The 19,116-nt window shown below is 58.4% G+C and carries 11 protein-coding genes; 9 read left to right on the forward strand and 2 right to left on the reverse strand.

Going from position 1 to position 19,116, the window contains the following annotated elements; all coding sequences use genetic code 11:
- Positions 1 to 409 precede the first annotated feature (409 nt).
- Positions 410 to 2,044: an S-layer homology domain-containing protein gene (locus tag E6C55_RS02755; RefSeq protein WP_136368231.1), complete on the forward strand. Its 1,635-nt coding sequence runs from the start codon at positions 410 to 412 to the stop codon at positions 2,042 to 2,044.
- 21 nt (positions 2,045 to 2,065) lie between these two features.
- Entirely contained in the window at positions 2,066 to 4,660 is a 2,595-nt protein-coding gene (locus E6C55_RS02760) for a hypothetical protein (RefSeq protein ID WP_136368232.1), read from the forward strand.
- A 71-nt stretch (positions 4,661 to 4,731) separates the two neighbouring features.
- On the opposite strand, the gene E6C55_RS02765 is transcribed toward E6C55_RS02760, so the two are convergent.
- Positions 4,732 to 5,445, reverse strand: coding sequence for a GntR family transcriptional regulator (locus E6C55_RS02765; protein WP_168735417.1), 714 nt, complete (start codon positions 5,443 to 5,445; stop codon positions 4,732 to 4,734).
- Positions 5,446 to 5,827: 382 nt separating this feature from the next.
- On the opposite strand from E6C55_RS02765, the gene E6C55_RS02770 reads away from it, so the two are divergent.
- Positions 5,828 to 7,147, forward strand: a complete 1,320-nt coding sequence (locus E6C55_RS02770) for a 6-phospho-beta-glucosidase (RefSeq protein WP_136368234.1) — start codon at positions 5,828 to 5,830, stop codon at positions 7,145 to 7,147.
- A gap of 46 nt (positions 7,148 to 7,193) precedes the next feature.
- On the opposite strand, the gene E6C55_RS02775 is transcribed toward E6C55_RS02770, so the two are convergent.
- Entirely contained in the window at positions 7,194 to 7,538 is a 345-nt protein-coding gene (locus tag E6C55_RS02775; protein WP_136368235.1) for a DUF5658 family protein, read from the reverse strand.
- A 257-nt stretch (positions 7,539 to 7,795) separates the two neighbouring features.
- On the opposite strand from E6C55_RS02775, the gene E6C55_RS02780 reads away from it, so the two are divergent.
- The 6 genes from E6C55_RS02780 to E6C55_RS02805 all read left to right on the forward strand — a co-directional run bounded on the left by E6C55_RS02780 (position 7,796) and on the right by E6C55_RS02805 (position 18,965).
- Positions 7,796 to 9,625, forward strand: a complete 1,830-nt coding sequence (locus E6C55_RS02780) for an AbfB domain-containing protein (protein ID WP_230986504.1) — start codon at positions 7,796 to 7,798, stop codon at positions 9,623 to 9,625.
- 242 nt (positions 9,626 to 9,867) lie between these two features.
- Positions 9,868 to 10,791: an aldo/keto reductase gene (locus tag E6C55_RS02785; protein WP_136368237.1), complete on the forward strand. Its 924-nt coding sequence runs from the start codon at positions 9,868 to 9,870 to the stop codon at positions 10,789 to 10,791.
- Between the two features lie 631 nt (positions 10,792 to 11,422).
- Entirely contained in the window at positions 11,423 to 12,592 is a 1,170-nt protein-coding gene (locus E6C55_RS02790) for a sensor histidine kinase (RefSeq protein ID WP_168735418.1), read from the forward strand.
- Positions 12,589 to 13,269 (forward strand): response regulator transcription factor, encoded by a 681-nt coding sequence (locus tag E6C55_RS02795; RefSeq protein WP_136368239.1) that lies wholly within the window; start codon positions 12,589 to 12,591, stop codon positions 13,267 to 13,269. Before E6C55_RS02790 ends, E6C55_RS02795 begins: the two co-directional genes overlap by 4 nt.
- A gap of 135 nt (positions 13,270 to 13,404) precedes the next feature.
- Positions 13,405 to 16,455, forward strand: coding sequence for a hybrid sensor histidine kinase/response regulator (locus tag E6C55_RS02800; RefSeq protein WP_330999589.1), 3,051 nt, complete (start codon positions 13,405 to 13,407; stop codon positions 16,453 to 16,455).
- Between the two features lie 269 nt (positions 16,456 to 16,724).
- A complete protein-coding gene (locus E6C55_RS02805; RefSeq protein WP_136368241.1) occupies positions 16,725 to 18,965 on the forward strand; it encodes a putative bifunctional diguanylate cyclase/phosphodiesterase in 2,241 nt (746 codons plus the stop codon).
- Positions 18,966 to 19,116 lie beyond the last annotated feature (151 nt).

Here is a 19,116-nt window from a genome sequence, read left to right on the forward strand (position 1 = left end):
CTCATTGTATTAATGATTCCAACATAATGTCAATGCATTTCTTTCATGTGGAAGCGTTTTTTTAATGTTAGGTCTCTGAGGCGCTCTTGGAAAAGGCTGATAATTAAGGAACTTTACTGGGGTTTATAGAGGATAACGACAGAGCGGCGGGGTTGCAACGACGCTATTCTCCGTCGTTTTTGTTGATTTTTCACTTTATTTGTTATTATCAGATTAATGTATTGACAATTTGTCATGATTATAAATAGAATGTTAATGAAATGTTACTACAAATTATCCATTGGTTATCCCTTAGGGAGGTGGACGGGGCAGGGATAGGCTGGTAGGCCGGGTTGGCCATGAATCGCTTGCAGAAGCTGGGTCGTGTATCACCGCAAGAAGAACGTTAGACGCATAAGGAGGAGCATACATGCACTTTAAATGGAAGCAAGGATTAACGGCGCTTGCCGTCGCGGTCAGCATGACCGCCGGCTCCGCATCGGCCTGGGCCGCGGCCGGGAACGAGACGATACCTGCCTGGGTGTCCGCAGAAGTCGCCTCCTGGCAGCAGCTTGGCCTGCTGAAGGGCGACGCGAACGGCAGCGTCCTGCCGAATCAAGCCGTGAATCGCGCCGAATTCGCCGCCTTCGTGAACCGGGTATTCAATTACCAAACGACAAGCCCGGGCGGCTTCAGCGACGTCCCCGCGTCGGCCTGGTACGCCTCCGATATCGGCAAGGCGGTCGCCGCCGGAGCGCTGGTCGGCAGCAACGGACAGGTCGATCCGCTGGGCGCCCTCACGAGAGAGCAAGCCGCACTTATTCTGTACCGGGTGTTCAAGGTATCGCCGGCAGCGGCATCCTCGTCGTTCACCGACGATGCGGCAATCTCCTCTTGGGCCAAGGAAGCGGTCTATTCCATGAGGGCGAACGGCTACCTCGAAGGGACGCCGGACGGCGCCTTCCAACCGAAGAAAACGGTTACGCGCGCCGAAGCGATCAAGATGATCAACAACGCAATGGGCGCCTTGATTGCGGACGGCTCCTCGCATGCCGGTCTGTCCGGCGGCAATCTGGTCGTCAATACGGCGGGCGGCGACTTGAGCGGCCTTAACCTGACAGGCAACCTTTACATTACCCCGGGCGTCGGGGAAGGCGATCTGACGATCTCGGACTCCGCGATCGCAGGCACCGTCTTCGTCAGCGGCGGCGGCATTCACAGCATTACGTTCTCGGATACCCAAGCAGGCGGCATCGTGGTCGACAAGGATTCCCCGGTTCACGTGATCCTCAGCGGCAACTCGACAGCGGGCACGGTGAACGTCGATTCGGAAGGCAGCCTTCTGGACGTTAATGAAGGCTCGCAGGTTGACTCGCTCACCATGAATTCCGGCGGCACCGTGTCGGGCGAAGGAACGGTCCAGAACGCAACGGTTAACGCGCCGGGCGTGTCGTTCTCCAAGGCACCGGGCAAGCTTACTCTCAACGCTAGCCAAACGACCGTAGAAGGCAAGACCGTCACGAAGGAGACCGACGAGACCGGAAGCGAATCCGGCAGCGGCAGCACGAGCGGAGGCAGCACCGGAGGCGGCAACACGGGCGGCGGCTCGGACGGCGGTGGCACCGTGACGCCGAAGGAGACCGAGGTCTTCACATACGAGGAGGTCCTGACCCAGTTCAGCTCGACAGGCAACGAAGGACTGGCGAAGCGTTATATCGAGTTCCTGTCCGACTCCACGTATACCCCTTCGATCGCAAGCCCTGACGCAGCGCTTCCGGACCTGACCAACGCCATTACGTTCGTGGACAAGGACTTCACGATCAAGCCTTCGATCTTCGCTTCCCTTCGCGGCGTCAACACGTCCGTCCTGACCGATGACCGCTCTACGCTCTGGATCGGCACCGATACGGGAGTTGCGAAGATTACGCTCGCAACCGGAGCCACGGTCGACTATGTCAGCGTAGACGGACAACTGGCAGACGACAAGGTGCTGCTGCTGATTCTTGACGGCAACACGGGCGTATATGCGATTACGGCAACCGGCGTCTCTCACATTTATCAATAAGGGAAAGGGGATCATGACTCCATGACGTTCAAGAGAAGGCAAGTCCAATTCGTTGCCGGCGCACTGGCCGCGACCATGCTGATCGCGCTGCCGCTCCCTACCTTCGCGGCGAAGCCCGCTTCCTCCGCCTATTCGACGATCCAGCTTAAGGCAACCCCGCAGAAGGAAGTCGTCTATTACAACAACAGCGCCATTATTCCGGACATCGATTGGGTGACGGACTCGACCGCGCTGACCTTCCTTCCGACGGCAGTCACCGGCGACGTGACCAGCGTTGTGAAGGAGGAGAGCGGCGTGCTGTGGATCGGCACCGAGACCGGCCTGCAGCGCGTGAACTTCTCCGCCGAAGATCCGGGCGACATCGTAGAGTACTTCGCGGGGCCGCGTTACCTGTACGGCGGCGATAACAACGTGACCGGCCTGGCCAGCGACGGCGAGGGCGGCATCTGGGCCAAGACGGCCAGCGGCGTCACCCATATCACCATGAAGGAGAAGACGCTGGTCGAGAAGGCGACTCGCTTCGAAGAACTGGCCGATCTGGTCAACGACCGCCGCGGCATGAAGACGGGAACGTCCTTCACCTTCACGGACTCGGCCAATCCGGGCATCGTCGACTACAGCTCGCCGACGGGCGTCTTCACTTCGGCACCGGAGACCGACGATAACGACGGCCTGTGGACGAGCATGTACGCGATCGGCGAGATCTTCCGCTATGCGACGCTCGTTGAGGAGTATGGCGAGTCTCCCTCCGATCCAAGCCAGGCGGCCGAGATCGAAGCGGCTCAGGATTCCGCGGTCCATGCGACCAAGGCCGTTCTGCTGCTCGATTATGTCTCCGGACGCGGCAACGGCTTCCCGGCCCGCTCTTACATGCTGACCAGCGAGCCGAATGCCGCAACCGTCGGCGGAACCGTCTACGGCTACCAGAGCCAGAACGGCTTCTGGTTCCAGAACTTCGTCGGCGAGGACGCGGTTAATCCGAACGGCATTATCCCGAGCATGAAGATTGAAGGCGCAGATCCGATCGGCTATTCCATGGTTCGCGTGACGAAGGATGCGACGAACAAGAGCGGCTCGAACGTCTTCAGCTCCATCGGCAATGACAACGTCATGGCGTTCAACGGCTTCGGCTTAAATCCGGAAGCGATCGAGGAGCTGAACAAGACGCGTCCGGACGGGCAGAAGCTCGGCACGGACATCTACGTCACGGTCAAGGAGTATCCCCAGGTGCTGCCGGTCATTACAGCAGCAACGAACCAGAAGAAGCCTGCCGAGGACAAGACGACCAGCGAATCGAACAAGCCGCTGTTCCAGTTGACCGCTCCGATCTACGAGCAGATTCCGACGATCTTCAATGACTTGTTCCCGTCGTCGGCGCTTAAGGAAGTCGACGGCCAGCAAGTGATCGACATGAACCAGATCGTCTACAAGGCGGATACGTCCTCCGACGAAGTCATCGGCCACTATGCGCTGTTCTTCACGGCTTACAAGTACCTGATCGGCAACAGCCAGGACTCCGAGCTGCTGGAGCTGAAGCCTTATGTCGTCGACACAACGAAGCGGATGACCGACCTTATCCTGAAGGACGATCACTACTACATCGAGGATGCGACCGGGAAGTCCACGCAATGGTCCCGCTGGTTCTCCGAGTACTTCAACGATAATCTGGACGAGATGAAGAGCCAGCCGGAATGGTCGCAGTATAAGCTCGGACTGGTCGGCGAAGATGGCGATAAGGAGGACGGTCTGTCCTACGGCTTCGAGGACGCGCCGCTTAACGCGCTGGAATTGATGTCCGTGCTGAAGACCGCCACGACCGTGACGGCCGCCGACTACCCGGCAAACTCCGCGAAGTATCAGCTTGCCTACGAGCAGACCTACGACAGCAGCTACAGCACGTCGGCTGAATACATCAACGGCAAGGGCTATATCAATATGGCGCTCGAGTACATCGAACGCCGGCTCGTTCGCCAAGCCAACGATGCCTATGGCGTGAACGACGATCAGCCTGTCACTAGAGACAATTATCAGTATTCAACGGAAGACGAGGCAGATGATCGCATTCACGATAATGCGACTGTCAACGGAACGCTTCACGGCGACTGGACGCAATACCTCAACTATTCGGACGAAGAGCTCGCCTGGTTTGCTCTCTATCCGCTGATCCTTCAGGAGACTGATGCAACGAAGCATTCCCTGATTGCACAGGCGTTCGATCAATGGTACGAGAACGAGCAGCGCGAAGAGAATCCGTTCTACACGTTCCTGTACCAGCTTGCGCATCCGGAGCGCACGGATATCGACCTGGAGGCCGCCGTCGACTATCTCTACAGCATCCCGCAATATCAGGTCACATTCCAGATTGAATGGAATCGTCAGGATGTGCTGTACATCGAGCCGGGCTTCCGCGACGATTACGTCCAGACGAACTATGTTCTCCCGATGGACGAACGCCGCGCAATGAAGAATAACGGCAACCCGTTCGAGGCGGAGAAGCAGGCCGGCGCCGCCGATCCGAACTACGGCTACAACGGCTCCGGGCTCGATTTGGAAGTCGGATCTACCTTCTCCGTCCCTTACTGGATGGGCCGCTACTTCGAGATTATCAAGGAGTAACACGCCGTCCAGCCCAAAAAAAGAAGATCGCCATCTCCGGCGATCTTCTTGCTTCTCGGGATCTCATCCATTCAGAAGTGGCGCTCGATCGTATAACTCGGGAAGTCGCCCCGGAAGACGCCGAAGCTGTACTCAAGCGGCGTGTTGTCTTCCAGATAGGTGAACGTCTTCACCTGGAGACAAGGCGAGCCTTCCTTCACGCCGAGGTACTTCTTCGCGGTTTTGTCCGCAAGGATCGGCTTCAGCTCCTCGACGGAGCGGTGGGCCTTCAGGTTGTACTTCGCTTCCAAGAAGGAGAATAAGGACCCCTCCGAGTAGTCGTTCGCCAACCCCGGAGCCAGGCTCCAGGCGACGTAGGTTCTCTCGTAGAGCAGCGGCTCGTTGTCCGCGTATCGCACGCGCAGCAATTGGTTGACGGGTGCGTTGATCGGTACATGGAGGAATTCGTTCAGGGGAACTTCCGCGGGAATGACTTTGGCCTCGATGATGCGATGCGTCGGCTCTCTGCCGCTCATGAGCACGTCCTCGGTGAAGCTGCGGGTCTGCACGAGCTGCAGCTCCTTCCGCTTGACGAAGGTTCCCTTGCCTTGAATGCGCTCCAGGATGCCTTGCACTTCAAGCTCGCTTAAGGCGAGACGGATTGTCGTTCGGCTGGCGCTGTAGATCTCGCACAGATCCGCTTCGGTAGGCAGCTTCTCGCCGACCGAGTAAACGCCGGACTGGATCTGCTTAAGCAGCTTCTCTTTAATATTGAAGTACAAGGAATTACCCGCTCTTTTGGTCATTACGAACTGCCTCCGACTATAAGATGGAAACATTATAACACAGCGTCGGGCAGCGTTAAATTGTTACTACAAAATTTTCGTGGGAATTTTTAGATTTCATTGCTAAAAGAACCTTCCATGGAAGCCCGCTTCATCTCCTGTAAACGAGACCGAGCAGATTGGCAGCCGATTGTTGGCGAACGCTCTGTTTTCTTGCAAAATAATGGCGGAGCCCCCTCCTTCCAGGGAGGTCTCGCTTCATCATCGCTTACAAAGTTTACACGAATCTCCATTGACATTTGTAGTAACAAATAATAATATTATATTAATCATAATAACAAATATAAAGCTTGGTCCTCTCCCCTTGCGGTCCGACCAAGCATGGAACGTGGAGGATGCCGCCATGAGCAAACAGCAACTGAAACTAGCCGTGATCGGTGGAGGCTCGTCGTACACCCCCGAGCTGATTGACGGACTGATCAGGTACTACGACGAATTCCCGGTAGCGGAGCTGTACCTGGTCGATATCGAGGCGGGAGAAGAGAAGCTTCGCATCGTCGGCGAGCTCGCCAGGAGAATGATCGAGAAGAGCGGCAAGCCGATCCGGCTTCACGTCACGCTCGATCGCCGCGAGGCTATCCGTGATGCGGACTTCGTCTCGACGCAGATTCGGGTCGGGGGTCTGGACGCCCGCTCCCGCGATGAGAAGATTCCGCTCGCGCACGGGCTAATCGGCCAAGAGACAACCGGAGCCGGCGGCTTCGCCAAGGCGCTTCGCACCATCCCGGTCATTCTCGAGATCTGCCGCGAGATGGAGGAGCTTGCTCCGAACGCCTTCCTGATCAACTTCACGAATCCCGCCGGCCTCGTGACCGAGGCGGTGTCGAAGTATTCCAAGATCCGCTCCGTCGGCCTGTGCAACCTCCCGATCAACACGAAGATGCAGATCGCCGAGCTGTACGGCGTTCCGGAGTGGGAGCTCTTCATCGAGATGGTCGGAATCAACCACCTCAACTGGACGACCCGGGTGGCGATCGACGGACGCGACCTCACCTCCGACTTCCTGTCGAAGCTCGCCGGCTTCAAGGGCGTCTCGATGGCGAACATCCCGGACCTCGAATGGGATGCGGAATTCATCGATTCGGTCGGCGCTCTTCCCTGCTCTTACCATCGTTACTACTACATGAGAGATGAGATGCTGCTGGAGATGGAGGAGCGCCTCCGCGAGACCGGCAAGACGAGAGCGGACGACGTGAAGGAAGTGGAGGCCGAGCTGTTCGAGCTGTACAAGAAGCCCGAGCTCGTCTCCAAGCCGCCGCAGCTCGAGAAGCGCGGCGGAGCGTACTACTCCGAGGCGGCCGTCCAGTTGATGAAGTCCATCTATAACGACGTGGGCGACATTCAGGTCGTCAACGTGCGCAACGGCGGCATCATCTCCTGCCTCCCCGACGATGTCGCCATCGAAGTCAACTGCGTCATCAAGTCGGATGGCCCGCACCCGATTGCACTGTCCAAGCAGCTTCCCCCTCACATCCGCGGCTTGCTGCAGATTGTGAAGGCATACGAGGAGCTGACGGTCGAGGCGGCCGTACACGGCGATTACAAGGCGGCCCTTCAAGCGCTGACCCTTCATCCTCTTGTCGGCGACGTGCCGCGGGCGAAAGACGTTCTGTCCGACATTCTGGAGAAGAACGCCGATTATTTGCCTCAATTCAAACGATAACGATCAGCAATGAAGAGGGACCCGCGGCTTGTGCGAGGGTCCCTCTTCATTGCCTTAACCACGCATAAGAGATCCACGCCAGATGATAACCCGCCAACACCCCGTAGCCGATCGCCCCGACCAACGCTCCTCTGCGGACCATCGACTGTGCGCCGACTTTCCCGAGAAGGAGCAGCAGCAGCAGGGGCAGCCCGATTTTGTAAGCGTAGAACAGGAAAATATCGGTCTCGTAGAGACGCGCCGCCCACGGGTTGCCTTCCGTCACCGCTTGCCGCCTCAGTCCGATATCCGTTGCCAGCGCGTCGAAGGCCGACAGGACGAGCAACCATAGACCGGACCGGTCGCAACCATGCAAGCTCCCCCGAATACGGGCTATGATCGATGGGGTCACCTATCGTCCGCCTCCTTAGATACAAATTGTATCATATATTCGCGATGTGACCATCCTCCTCTCGCCCCTTTTTCTCCACCGATTGTTCTCTCTTACCCGCAATCGCACCATTGTTCAGCAATCTCATTATTGTTCACTTGCAAACCTTGGGAGAGCCGCTACGATGATGGTGCAAGCGCTTCAACATATTCCCCATGCGTTAGGAGGCTATTGAAGTGAGAAGCAGAGTCGTATTGTTGTGGGCAACCGTCGTCGCGCTGGCCGCATCGTTGCTCGGCTATCTGCCCGAACGGGCGAACGCGGCAAGCGTAAGCATCACGAACGGCACCGACTGGCTCGATACGGCGGGCAACCCGATTCTGGCGAACAGCGGCAACATTCTGAAGGTGGGAAGCACTTATTACCTGTACGGCGAGCATGCCGTCGGCGGCACGTTCGACAGCGTTAATGTGTATACGTCAACCGACTTGAAGAACTGGACATTCAGCAATGCCATTCTGACGAAAAGCTCGGCGACCGAGCTGAATTCCAGCAAAATCGAGCGACCCAAAGTTATTTACAACTCGTCGACGGGGCAGTACGTGCTGTGGGCGCATTACGAGAACGGCACGGATTACAGCTTGGCGCGGGTCGCCGTCGCCACAAGCAGCACGCCGAACGGCAACTTCACGTATCAGGGCAGCTTCCGGCCGCTCGACTACGAATCCCGCGACATGACCGTCTTCGTCGACAGCGACGGCGACGGCTATCTGTTCAGCGCCTCCAAGAAGAACGGCGGAGCCAACGATACGATGGCGGTATTCAAGATGAACTCGAGCTACACCGGAATCAGCTCCTTCGTCGGATGGCTGTTCGAGAACGGCTACCGGGAAGCGCCGGCCGTCGTGAAGAAGGGCAGCCGCTACTACCTGTTCACCTCCCAGGCTTCCGGATGGTACCCGAACCAAGGCGCGTACGCGACGGCGACTTCGATCTCGGGAACCTGGTCGTCGCTGTCCCCGTTCGGGAATCCGTCGGCGTTCGGCTCGCAGATTCACGATATCGCGACGATTGCGGGAAGCTCCGCGACGTCGTATATTTACATGGCGGATCGTTGGAACCCGCTGGATCTGAGCGATCATAAGCATATCTGGCTGCCGCTCACGTTGAACGACTCGGCCGGCACGGCCACGCTTGAATGGTACAGCGATTGGAGCATCGACGCCGCAAGCGGGGCAATTGCAACCCCTTCGCTCGTCAACCATGCCGAGGGCAAGACGGCAACGGCCGGTTCGACCGCGTCGACCTCGGCCGCGTCGAACGCCAACGACGGCAACTATCAGACATCGTGGACAGCCTCTTCTGCTGCCTGGCCCTCCTGGTGGCAGGTCGACTTCGGCGCGCCGAAAACGATCACCGAGGTCGACATCTCCTGGTTCATGTACAAGGGCTCGGAAGGCTACTACAAGTACAAGATCGAAGTCAGCAACGACGGAGTGAACTATTCGACGATCGACCGCACGACCAATACGACGTACGGGTTCACGACCGACAAGGTGCACTTCACCGCCCGCTACGTCCGGATCAATCTGGTCAACGCCGTTCTCTGGAACAACCCGAGCAACTGGTACACCCCGACCTTGCACGAGGTGAAGCTGCTCGGACCGTCCACGGCCGACGCGACGGGCTACAGCCAATTCGCGTCCCACAACTATCCGACCTACTACATCCGCCATTACAACTACGTCGCCCGGATCGACCCGAGCGTATCGCCGGTGCTCGATTCCGAGTTCCGCGTCGTGCCCGGCCTCGGCAGCTCGTCCGGCGTCTCGCTCGAATCGATCAACTTCCCGGGCTACTTCCTGAGAAGGAATTCGAGCAACAAGATCGTCCTGGAGGTCTACTCCGATACGACCGCCTACAAGAACGACGCCACCTTCCTGCTCGCTTCGGGATGGGCGGACAGCTCGAAGATCAGCTTCCAGTCCTACAGCCAGCCCGGCTATTACATCCGGCATTACAATTACGTCCTCCAGCTCGACAGCGTCACTTCCTCCAGCAGCTCCACGCTGAAGAGCGACGCGACCTTCCAGCGGTACAATTACTAGCCTCACGCCGTTTTGCAGCGGCAACTCGAACGGGCGCCTGGGTCCCCAGGCGCCTTGCTTCCGTCGTCCGGGCCGGGACGGCGGTATTTCTTCATGGCTATATTCTTCACGGCGACATGCTTCGAATGTGACATTCTGCCATAGAGGCCACCCACCGTTCCATTGAATCCACCTTGCGCCTATGTCACAATAGGTTCCGAAAGAACGCGTCAATCACTCCGATTGGAGGTACATGCCTTACTATGAAGACGATCAAGCTGGGGACAAGCTCCCTTGAGGTTCCCGTTGTAGCCGTAGGTTGTATGCGAATGAACTCCCTGGATAAGCCGCAGGCGGAACGATTCGTTCGAACCGCGCTGGAGGAAGGCGCGAACTTCTTCGATCACGCGGACATCTATGGTACCGGGGAGTGCGAGTCGATCTTCGCCGATGCGGTCGGAATGACGCCCGCCCTCCGCGAACAGATGATTCTTCAGTCGAAGTGCGGCATTCGCCCGGACAAGAAGACATTCGACTTCTCCAAGGAGCACATCCTTGCTTCTGTCGACGCAATTCTCGGACGCCTGAAGACCGACTACCTCGATGTGCTGCTGCTTCACCGTCCGGATACGCTCGTCGAGCCGGAGGAGGTAGCGGAAGCGTTCGACCTCCTGGAGCAAGCCGGCAAGGTTCGCCACTTCGGCGTCTCCAACCAGAACCCGATGCAGATTCAGTTGCTCAAGAAGGCCGTGAAGCAGCCGCTCGTGGCGAATCAGCTTCAGCTCAGCATCACGAACGCGACGATGATCTCCCAAGGCTTCAACGTCAACATGGAGAATGCGGCGGCCGTGAATCGCGACGGCAGCATCCTTGACTTCTGCCGCCTCCACGATATTACCATTCAGCCGTGGTCTCCGTTCCAGTACGGCTTCTTCGAGGGTGTTTTCCTCGGCAGCGAGAAGTTCCCGGAGCTCAACGCGAAGATCGGCGAGATCGCCGCCCGCTATGGCGTCACGGACACGACGATCGCCATCGCCTGGCTGCTCCGCCACCCGGCGAACATGCAGCCGGTCATCGGCACGATGAGCATCGAGCGGCTGAAGGACTGCTGCAAGGCGGCCGACATCCGCCTGACCCGCGAGGAATGGTACGACATCTTCCGTTCCGCCGGCAACGTTCTGCCTTAATGCATGGAGGAGGGTTTCTCCCGCTTCGGCGAGGGGCCCTCCTTATATGCTCCGCCCCCCCACGACCGCCGATTTTATACGGTTTTTCACACTCATTACGCTCCGAGCCCCCTCCTACTACCGATTTTATACGGTTTTTCACACTCATTACGCTCTGAACCCCCTCCGACTACCGATTTTATGCGATTTTTCACACTCATTACGCTCTGAACCCCCTCCGACCGCCGATTTTATATGGTTTTTCACACTCATTACGCTCTGGACCCCCTCTGACCGCCGATTTTATGCGATTTTTCACACTCATCTCGCTCCGCCCCCCCTCTAGCTGCCAGCCTTATATAATTTGAGAGTCTCCACCGGCTCCTCAAATGCGCAGTTTGGTTACTCTCTTCCACCCTCCGACGCTCCGTCCCGGCCATGTACGCAGTGAAACTATCTTCTTGCTCCCTTCGCCCACCGACCGCCGACTGCCGAATGCCCCCGCCCCTCACCGCCAAGGGAAAAATCACCAAAAAGACCTATCCTCCGCTAAAGTTCGTTAATTTTCGTAGTTCTATATGCCTAGAATCCTGTTTGTGCTAAAATTTAGTAGTATCAGATTTGAACCACTCCCAACGACATGAGGAATATAATGGATGCCCAGCTAACGAGCAAGGCTATATTCGCCCTGAAACTGTTTGTCGTCGGAGGCACCATTCTCCTGCTGTTTCATACGCGCAACTTCTCCATCGGGCTCTGCCTGGCGGCTGTCTCGTATGCCCTGCTCGACCTGGCAAGAGATTACGTTCTGAAGCTGGACCTGTCCGGCAGGACCGGAACCGGCTTCCTGCTGTTCCAACTGCTGTTCGCCCTCACGATCAGCATCTGGTCGGAGAGCTTCGTTGCCCAGCTCTATCTGTTGATACTGATTGGGGAATTCACCTTCTATCATTCGCGGCTGCATTCGATCGTCTTCACATGCTTCACCTACATCAGCATTCTGATCGGTGTCATGATTTACCGCGAGCTGCCTCCGCTCGAGGATATCTACATCCTCATCCCGCGCGTCATCGACTACTTCGCCATGTTCGGGATGAGCTTGTTCGCGAGGCTCGCCTTCGAGCAGAAGAACCAGCTTGCCATCGACAACGAGCGGCTTCGAATCGCATCCGTGGAGCTGGAGCACAAGACGGCGCTGCAGGAGAGGGCGCGCATCTCGCGGGAGATTCACGATTCGGTGGGGCACACGCTGACCGCCGCCCTGTCGGGCGTACAGACGGCATCCCGCGCGATCCGCAAGGACAATCATGCGCTCGCCGCAGAGATGATGGAGCGCACGGAAGAGAGCATCCGCCGCGGATTGAACGACGTCCGGACTTCGGTGCACCTGCTCCGCGAAGGCGTTCCCGGAACCTCGTTCCTTCCCGAGATCGTCAAGCTGATCGAGGAGACGAAGGGCCGGGCCGGCGTACAGATCGATCGGGAGATCGACGAATCGCTCCCGGAGCTCCCGCCGCTGGTGGAGCTGACCATCTATCGCGCCTTGCAAGAAGGGCTTACCAACGGACTTCGGCACGCAGGCAGCACCCGATTCCGCTTCAAGCTGAACGCCCGGGACGGAGCGATTCGCTTCCGTCTCGAGAACGAAGGGCCTGTGCCCGGGTCCGTGACTCCCGGCTTCGGGCTGAATTCCATGAAGGAGCGGGTCGAAGCCGTCAGCGGGAAGCTGACGATCGGCGCGACGGAGGCCCGGGACGGCATGTCCCTGAACATCGATATCCCATGGCCCGCCAATAACCCGATGCAGGAGGAGAGAGAATGAACCGCTCCGCGATTCTCATCGCCGAGGACCAGCCGCTTATCCGGGACGGACTGGCCGCGATTCTTGCCTTGGAGAACAAATATACGATTGTCGCCAAGGTCGGAGACGGCCTCTCGGCAGTCAAGGCAGCCTTGACGTATAAACCGGATCTCGTTCTTATGGACATTCACATGCCCAAGCTCGACGGTCTTCAGGCGACCAGAAGCATCAAGGCGGAAGCCCCGGAGACGAAAATCCTCATTCTGACGACGTTCGAGGACGACGAGTACATGTGGGAGGCGATCCGGTACGGCGCGAGCGGCTTTCTCGTGAAGGGGGCGGAGACGGAACAGATTCTGTCCGCCGTGCGGGATTGCCTGAACGATCGCGTGAGCTACCCTTCGAGCCTGCAAGCGAAGCTGGCCCGCCTGCTCAGCGAGACCGCGGCGACGGCCGAGCCGCTCGCTCCCGGTGCGGACAGACCGGCAAGACAGGAGCCGAGTCTGCTCGAAGGGCTCACCCTCCAGGAGAAGAACATCCTGAAGCGCCTGAAGCAAGGCAAGTCCAACCAATCGATTGCCGACGATCTCTTCCTGACGACCGGAACGGTCAAAAATTACTTAAGCGCAATCTACAAGAAGCTGAACGTGAACAGCCGCTCCGAAGCGCTCGCTCTCTTGTACGAGCAAGAATTCTGAAGCAGGAGAACTCGCGGAACTTGTCGAATCCATGTAGCCATGAAGACACTACTGACTAAACTGCCTAAACTGCCGAATAAATACGTCCAGCGCAACATTGGGGTTTTCCTCCTCTGCTGTGCAGTCCTTCTCGGCTTGCGCCTGCTCTGGTCCGAAGCGTTCCATACGTCCGACCGCTTCGAAGCGCAGAACGGCGTGCTCGACCTGCGCGGAATCGATCTGACCGCGTCGCCTCCCCTCTATCTCAAGGGGCAGTGGAGCTTCTATCCGAGCCAGCTCCTGACCTTCGAAGATATCCGAGACGGGGAACCCGAATCGGCAACGGCCAACGTTCCCGGAGATTGGAGGGACGCTCTCGGACCGGACGCGGGCTCGTCCTACGGGTATGGGACCTACCGGCTCACCATCCTGACCGATCCGCTCGTGCAGCCGGTCGCTCTGTGGATCAAGGGGCTCCAGGCGGCATCCGAGACGGAGATCAACGGCAAGGTTGTCGGCGCAGGCGGAACGGTTGCCGACCGGAAGGACGCCTACACACCAAGAAGCCTCTCTTACGAGCCCACCTATGAGCTTGAAGGAGCAACGAAGCTGGAGCTTCTCATTCGCGTCGCCAATTACGACGATCCGCTGCACGGAGGATTGACCGGTTCCATTCGCTTCGGCTCCCAGCCGGCGATCGATACCGTTCATTGGTATGCGATCGGCTTCCAGATGCTCACGATAGCGTTCCTGTTCCTTCATGGCATATACGCCTGCATTCTCTATCTGTTCAGCTCCCGGGACCGGGGCATTCTGCAGACCGGATGGCTGACCATCCTGGTCGGCTTCGCTGTCGCTTCGGGCCACGACAACCTGCTTCCGCTGTGGGTTCCGATCGGGTACTCCGCGACGATCAAGATCCGACTGCTCTCCTTGCTGTGGCAAAATTACCTGATTCTTATCCTCTATCGCCACTTCGCCGGAATGAAGCAACGCAGCCGATGGGTCGACGCTTACGCGGCGGTCCTCCTCCTTCTGTCGGTCGTCGGAATAGCGGCTCCCGTTGCCTGGGCGAACGCTATCGTCGACCTGGGGATTTTTATCATCGTGTATCTGACCGCCTTCGTCTGGTTCGTCGGCATCGTCTTCATCATGATCTTCAAGAAGCAGAAGGACCCGGACATCATCTTCCTGCTGCTCACCGCGTTCGGAATCATCTCCAACCTGATCTGGAGCGTCTTCGAGTCGAACTACAATGTCACGACGGTCTACTATCCGGTCGATATCATTCTCGCCGCTATCGGATTCGCTTCTTATTGGTTCAAGAAGTACCACCGCAATTCCAAGGAGAACGCCGAACTGAGCGAGCAGCTTCGCCGTGCCGACAAGCTCAAGGACGAGTTCCTCGCGAACACCTCGCACGAGCTCAGAACTCCCCTGCACGGGATCATGAACATCGCGCAGAACGTCGCCAACCGGGATCGGTCGAGGCTCAGCGAGGACAGCCTGAAGGACATGGAATTGCTCGTCACCGTCAGCCGGCGCATGTCCTACCTGCTCGGCGACCTCCTCGACCTCTCCCTCCTTCGGGAACAGCGCATCCGGCTCCACCCGGAGCCGCTCGACGTCCAAGCGATCGTGCCCGGCGTCATCGACATGCTGCGGCCGCTGCTCGAAGGACGCCCCATCCGGATCGCTGCGGATATCGAGGAAGACCTGCCGGCCGTGTGGGGCGATGAGAAGCGATTCGTCCAAGTTCTCTACAACCTTCTGCACAATGCGTTGAAGTATTCGGAGGAAGGGACGATTGTCGTCGCCGCGAAGCGCCAGGCCGGCCAGGCCGTTATTCTTGTCAGCGACGAGGGCATCGGCATGGACGGGAGCACGCAGGAGCGTATTTTCCTGCCTTATGAACAAGGCTTGGGCGGCGTCAACGACGGAAGCGGGTTCGGACTCGGCCTCAGCATCTGCAAGCAGCTAGTCGAGCTGCACGGAGGCGAGATCGGCGTCCGCTCGCAGCTCGGGGAAGGCTCGGAGTTCCGATTCACCTTGCCCTTCGCCGATGCGGCGGCAACAAGGCCCGGCCCGGAAGCAAGCTCCGGTGCCGAGGAGACGGAGGAGCGAGGAGCCTCCGAGGTCGGCATCTTCCATGCGGAAGCTGTTCGAAGAGAAGTCGCCGCCGCCGCGGAACGAATTCCCCATCTGCTCGGCGACCGGAAGATGAGGGTTCTGGCCGTGGACGACGATCCGGTCAATCTGAACGTTCTCGAGGGCATGCTCGCTTCGGAGCCTTACCTGGTAACGACAACGCGTTCCCCGCGGGAAGCGTTGGAATGGATCGGGACGCGGCCCTACGACCTGCTGATCGCGGACGTCATGATGCCACACATGTCCGGCTACGAGCTGACGCAGCGGGTGCGGGAACGGTTCTCCGTGTCGGAGCTGCCGATTCTGCTGCTGACCGCCCGCAGCCAGCCGTCCGATATATATGCCGGCTTCCTGGCCGGGGCCAACGATTACGTGACCAAGCCGGTGGACGCCATGGAGCTTCAGTACCGGATTCGCGCGCTCACGACGCTGAAGCAATCGATCAACGAGCATGTCCGCATGGAAGCCGCTTATCTGCAAGCCCAGATCCGACCGCACTTCCTGTTCAATACGCTCAACTCGATTCTCGCCCTGAGCGATATCGACTCCGAGAAGATGAGAGAGCTTGGCGAGGCCTTCGCCTCCTACCTGCGGATCAGCTTCGACTTCCTCAATACGGAGGAGTTGGTCGACCTGCAGCACGAGTTGAAGCTGGTCGAGGCGTATCTGTTCGTGGAGAAGGCACGATTCGAGGACCGTCTGTCCGTCGAATGGGAGGTCGATTCCTCCCTCCGTGTCCGCGTTCCTCCATTGTCGATTCAACCTCTGGTGGAAAATGCCGTCAAACACGGACTGCTGTGTCGGAATGTTGGCGGAACCGTGCGAATTCGAATCGTTCGTCAGGACGGCGCCATTCTCGTCGAAGTGTCCGACGACGGCAAGGGGATGGAGCCCGAACGGGCGGCCCAACTGTTGCAGCCTGCCATAAGAAGCTCCGGCGGGGTCGGTCTCGCCAACACGCATCGCCGCCTGACGCAATTGTTCGGACAAGGGTTGTCCATTCGGAGCAAGCCGGAAGAAGGCACGACGGTTGCCTTCCGAGTCCCGGAGACCCCATAGCGAAGCGCTGCTGGAATGGTCGTTTATCGACAAAATTATTGTTTTTCCACGTTTCAGTGACAAATTTATAGCGGATTCGGCAGTGAAAATTGTCGATTCTCCCAATGGACACAACTGTCAAAACAGCTATAATTCTAGAAAAGAGGAATCCAAATGCTTCCTGTGCCGATTAACCCTAACACATTCCTAATTCTATCCCCTAACATTTCTAACACTTATCCTTTAATCTGAGTTTGGCATTACCAATCCCTTCCTTAGCGGGTGTGACCATGAGAAGAGCAATCAAGCGCCATCTGTTTGCCATGCATTCCTATAAGGCGTCGTTGGGACTGTGGATCTTGCTCGCGGTCCTCGCTCTTCTTCTCGATTCGGGAATCGTTCTGTTCACGCACGATTATAAGGAACGACTCGCCAAGGAAGTTTACACCGATGCGCAATATGAATTGAACGCCCACGCATCCGCCCTGTCCTCCGCCATCGACAGCAAGCTGAACCTCGCCAAGGGAATTCGGGCCTTCGTCATCGACGAGCTCGAGCATTCCGGAACGGTGTCGCAATCCCGCTTCTCCACATTCTCCTCCGCCTTTATGGACGGCCTGCCCGGCATTCGCAATTTCTCTATCTACGAGAACGGGATCGCCTCGATGGTGTACCCGCTTGAAGGCAACGAGGTGCTGCTCGGCCTCGACCTGTTCCATCATCGGGACCCGGCGGTGCGCGAGAATGCCGAGCGGACCAAGCTGACCGAAGAGTTGACAATCCTTGGCCCGCTTGAGCTGACCCAAGGCGGAACCGGCATCCTCTCCCGGCAATCCGTCTTCTGGCAGGGGCGCTTCTGGGGATTCGTATCCGTTGTGCTCGACGTGCCGCCCATCCTTGAAGAAGCCGGCTTGACGAGCGCGAACAAGGGGATCGAGTTCGCCGTCCGGGCGGGCGGGCAAGTGCTGATCGGCAGCCCCGAGCACTTCGACCATCCTTCGCTGTACCAAGCTGTCAGCATTCCGGAAGGACACTGGGAGATCGCCGCGGAACCCGGCGCATTCCGCCTGGACTCCGTCGACTCGAAGGTGCGTCTCGTTCAGAGAATCTGCTGGTCGGCTATGCTTCTTATCCTGATTTTCCTCTATACCCAATTCACGCAGAAGGCCAAGCTGAAGCAACTGGTGAAGCTGCGCACCCAGAAGCTCGAGGAAGCGAACCGGGAGCTGGAGGTCACTTACCAGGAGCTGGCCGCCACTGCCTACCGTGACCCGGTCACCGGTCTGCTTAACCGCTCCTCCTTCAACGAGACGCTCGCCGTATGGATGGAGGAGGTTCGGCCGCCCGAAGCCCGCATGGCGCTTCTCTATCTCGATATCGATCAATTCAAGCTGGTTAACGATACGCTTGGCCATGTCTACGGAGATCTGCTGCTGAGGGAGATCGGCGACAGACTCAGCGGCGTGCTGAGCCAGAACCAATTGCTCTTCCGGATCGGCGGCGACGAATTCACGATCCTTCAGCGGCCGATCGAAGGGCTCGACGAGGCTCGCGCGTTCGCGCAGAAGGTATGCGATCTGTTCCAGGAGCCCTTCCGCCTGCGGGACACCGAGTACTTCATCACGGCCAGCATCGGAATCGCCATCTATCCCGAAGACGGCGGAGACGGCGCCTCCATCGTCCGCAACGCGGATGTCGCCATGTACCGGGCCAAGCAGGAAGGCAAGAACCAATACCGCTTCTTCGATACATCGCTTAGCACGAACACCGAGGAAGCCATGGAGCTGGCCGGCCAGCTCCGCCGCGCCTTGGAGAAGGACGAATTCTTCATACATTACCAGCCTCAGATAGAGGCGCGCACGGGCAAGCTGACCGGTCTCGAAGCGCTGATCCGGTGGCAGCACCCGGTGCGCGGACTCGTTCCTCCGGGCACATTCATCCCGATCGCGGAGGAGACCGGGCTCATCGTGCCGATCGGCGAGAAGGTGCTTCACCTTGTCTGCGCCCAGAGCAAGATCTGGCAGCGGGCCGGCTTGCCGCCCGTGCGGATCGCCGTCAACCTGTCGGCGCGCCAATTCGCCCAGAAGAACTTCGCGGCCCGGCTCGGCGAGATTCTCGAGGAGCACGAGATGGAGCCGCGCTACATCGAGCTGGAGATCACGGAGAACATGGCCATGAAGGACGACATGCAGCCCGTTCTTCAGCAGCTTCGGGACCAAGGCTTCACGCTCTCGATCGACGACTTCGGCACCCAGTATTCTTCGCTGAATTACTTGAAGAAGCTGCCCGTTCAGAAGATCAAGATCGACCGCTCCTTCGTCACCGGCATCTCGCGCGACCGCAAGGACGAAGCGATCATCGCCGCCATGCTGCACATCGCCGACCGCCTCAACCTGACGGTCATCGCAGAAGGCGTAGAGACGCAGGAGCAGCTTGACTTCCTGAAGGACAACAACTGCCACTCGATTCAGGGATATATTTTCTACAAGCCGCAGCCTGCGGAGGAGATCGAAGACCTGCTGAAGGAGTGAGGCGGCAGGCCTCTGGGGGCGGAGCGTCGGGCGGAATTTCCGTACAGCGGCGCTCGGAATAGTGTCTCGGGCGAGGCGTTAGGCGGATTTTCCGTACAGCGGCTCTCAGGATGGTGTCTCGGGCGGGGTGTTGGGCGGGAATTTCGTACAA

This window comes from Cohnella fermenti (assembly GCF_004801405.1).
Taxonomy (GTDB): Bacteria; Bacillota; Bacilli; order Paenibacillales; family Paenibacillaceae; genus Cohnella; species Cohnella fermenti.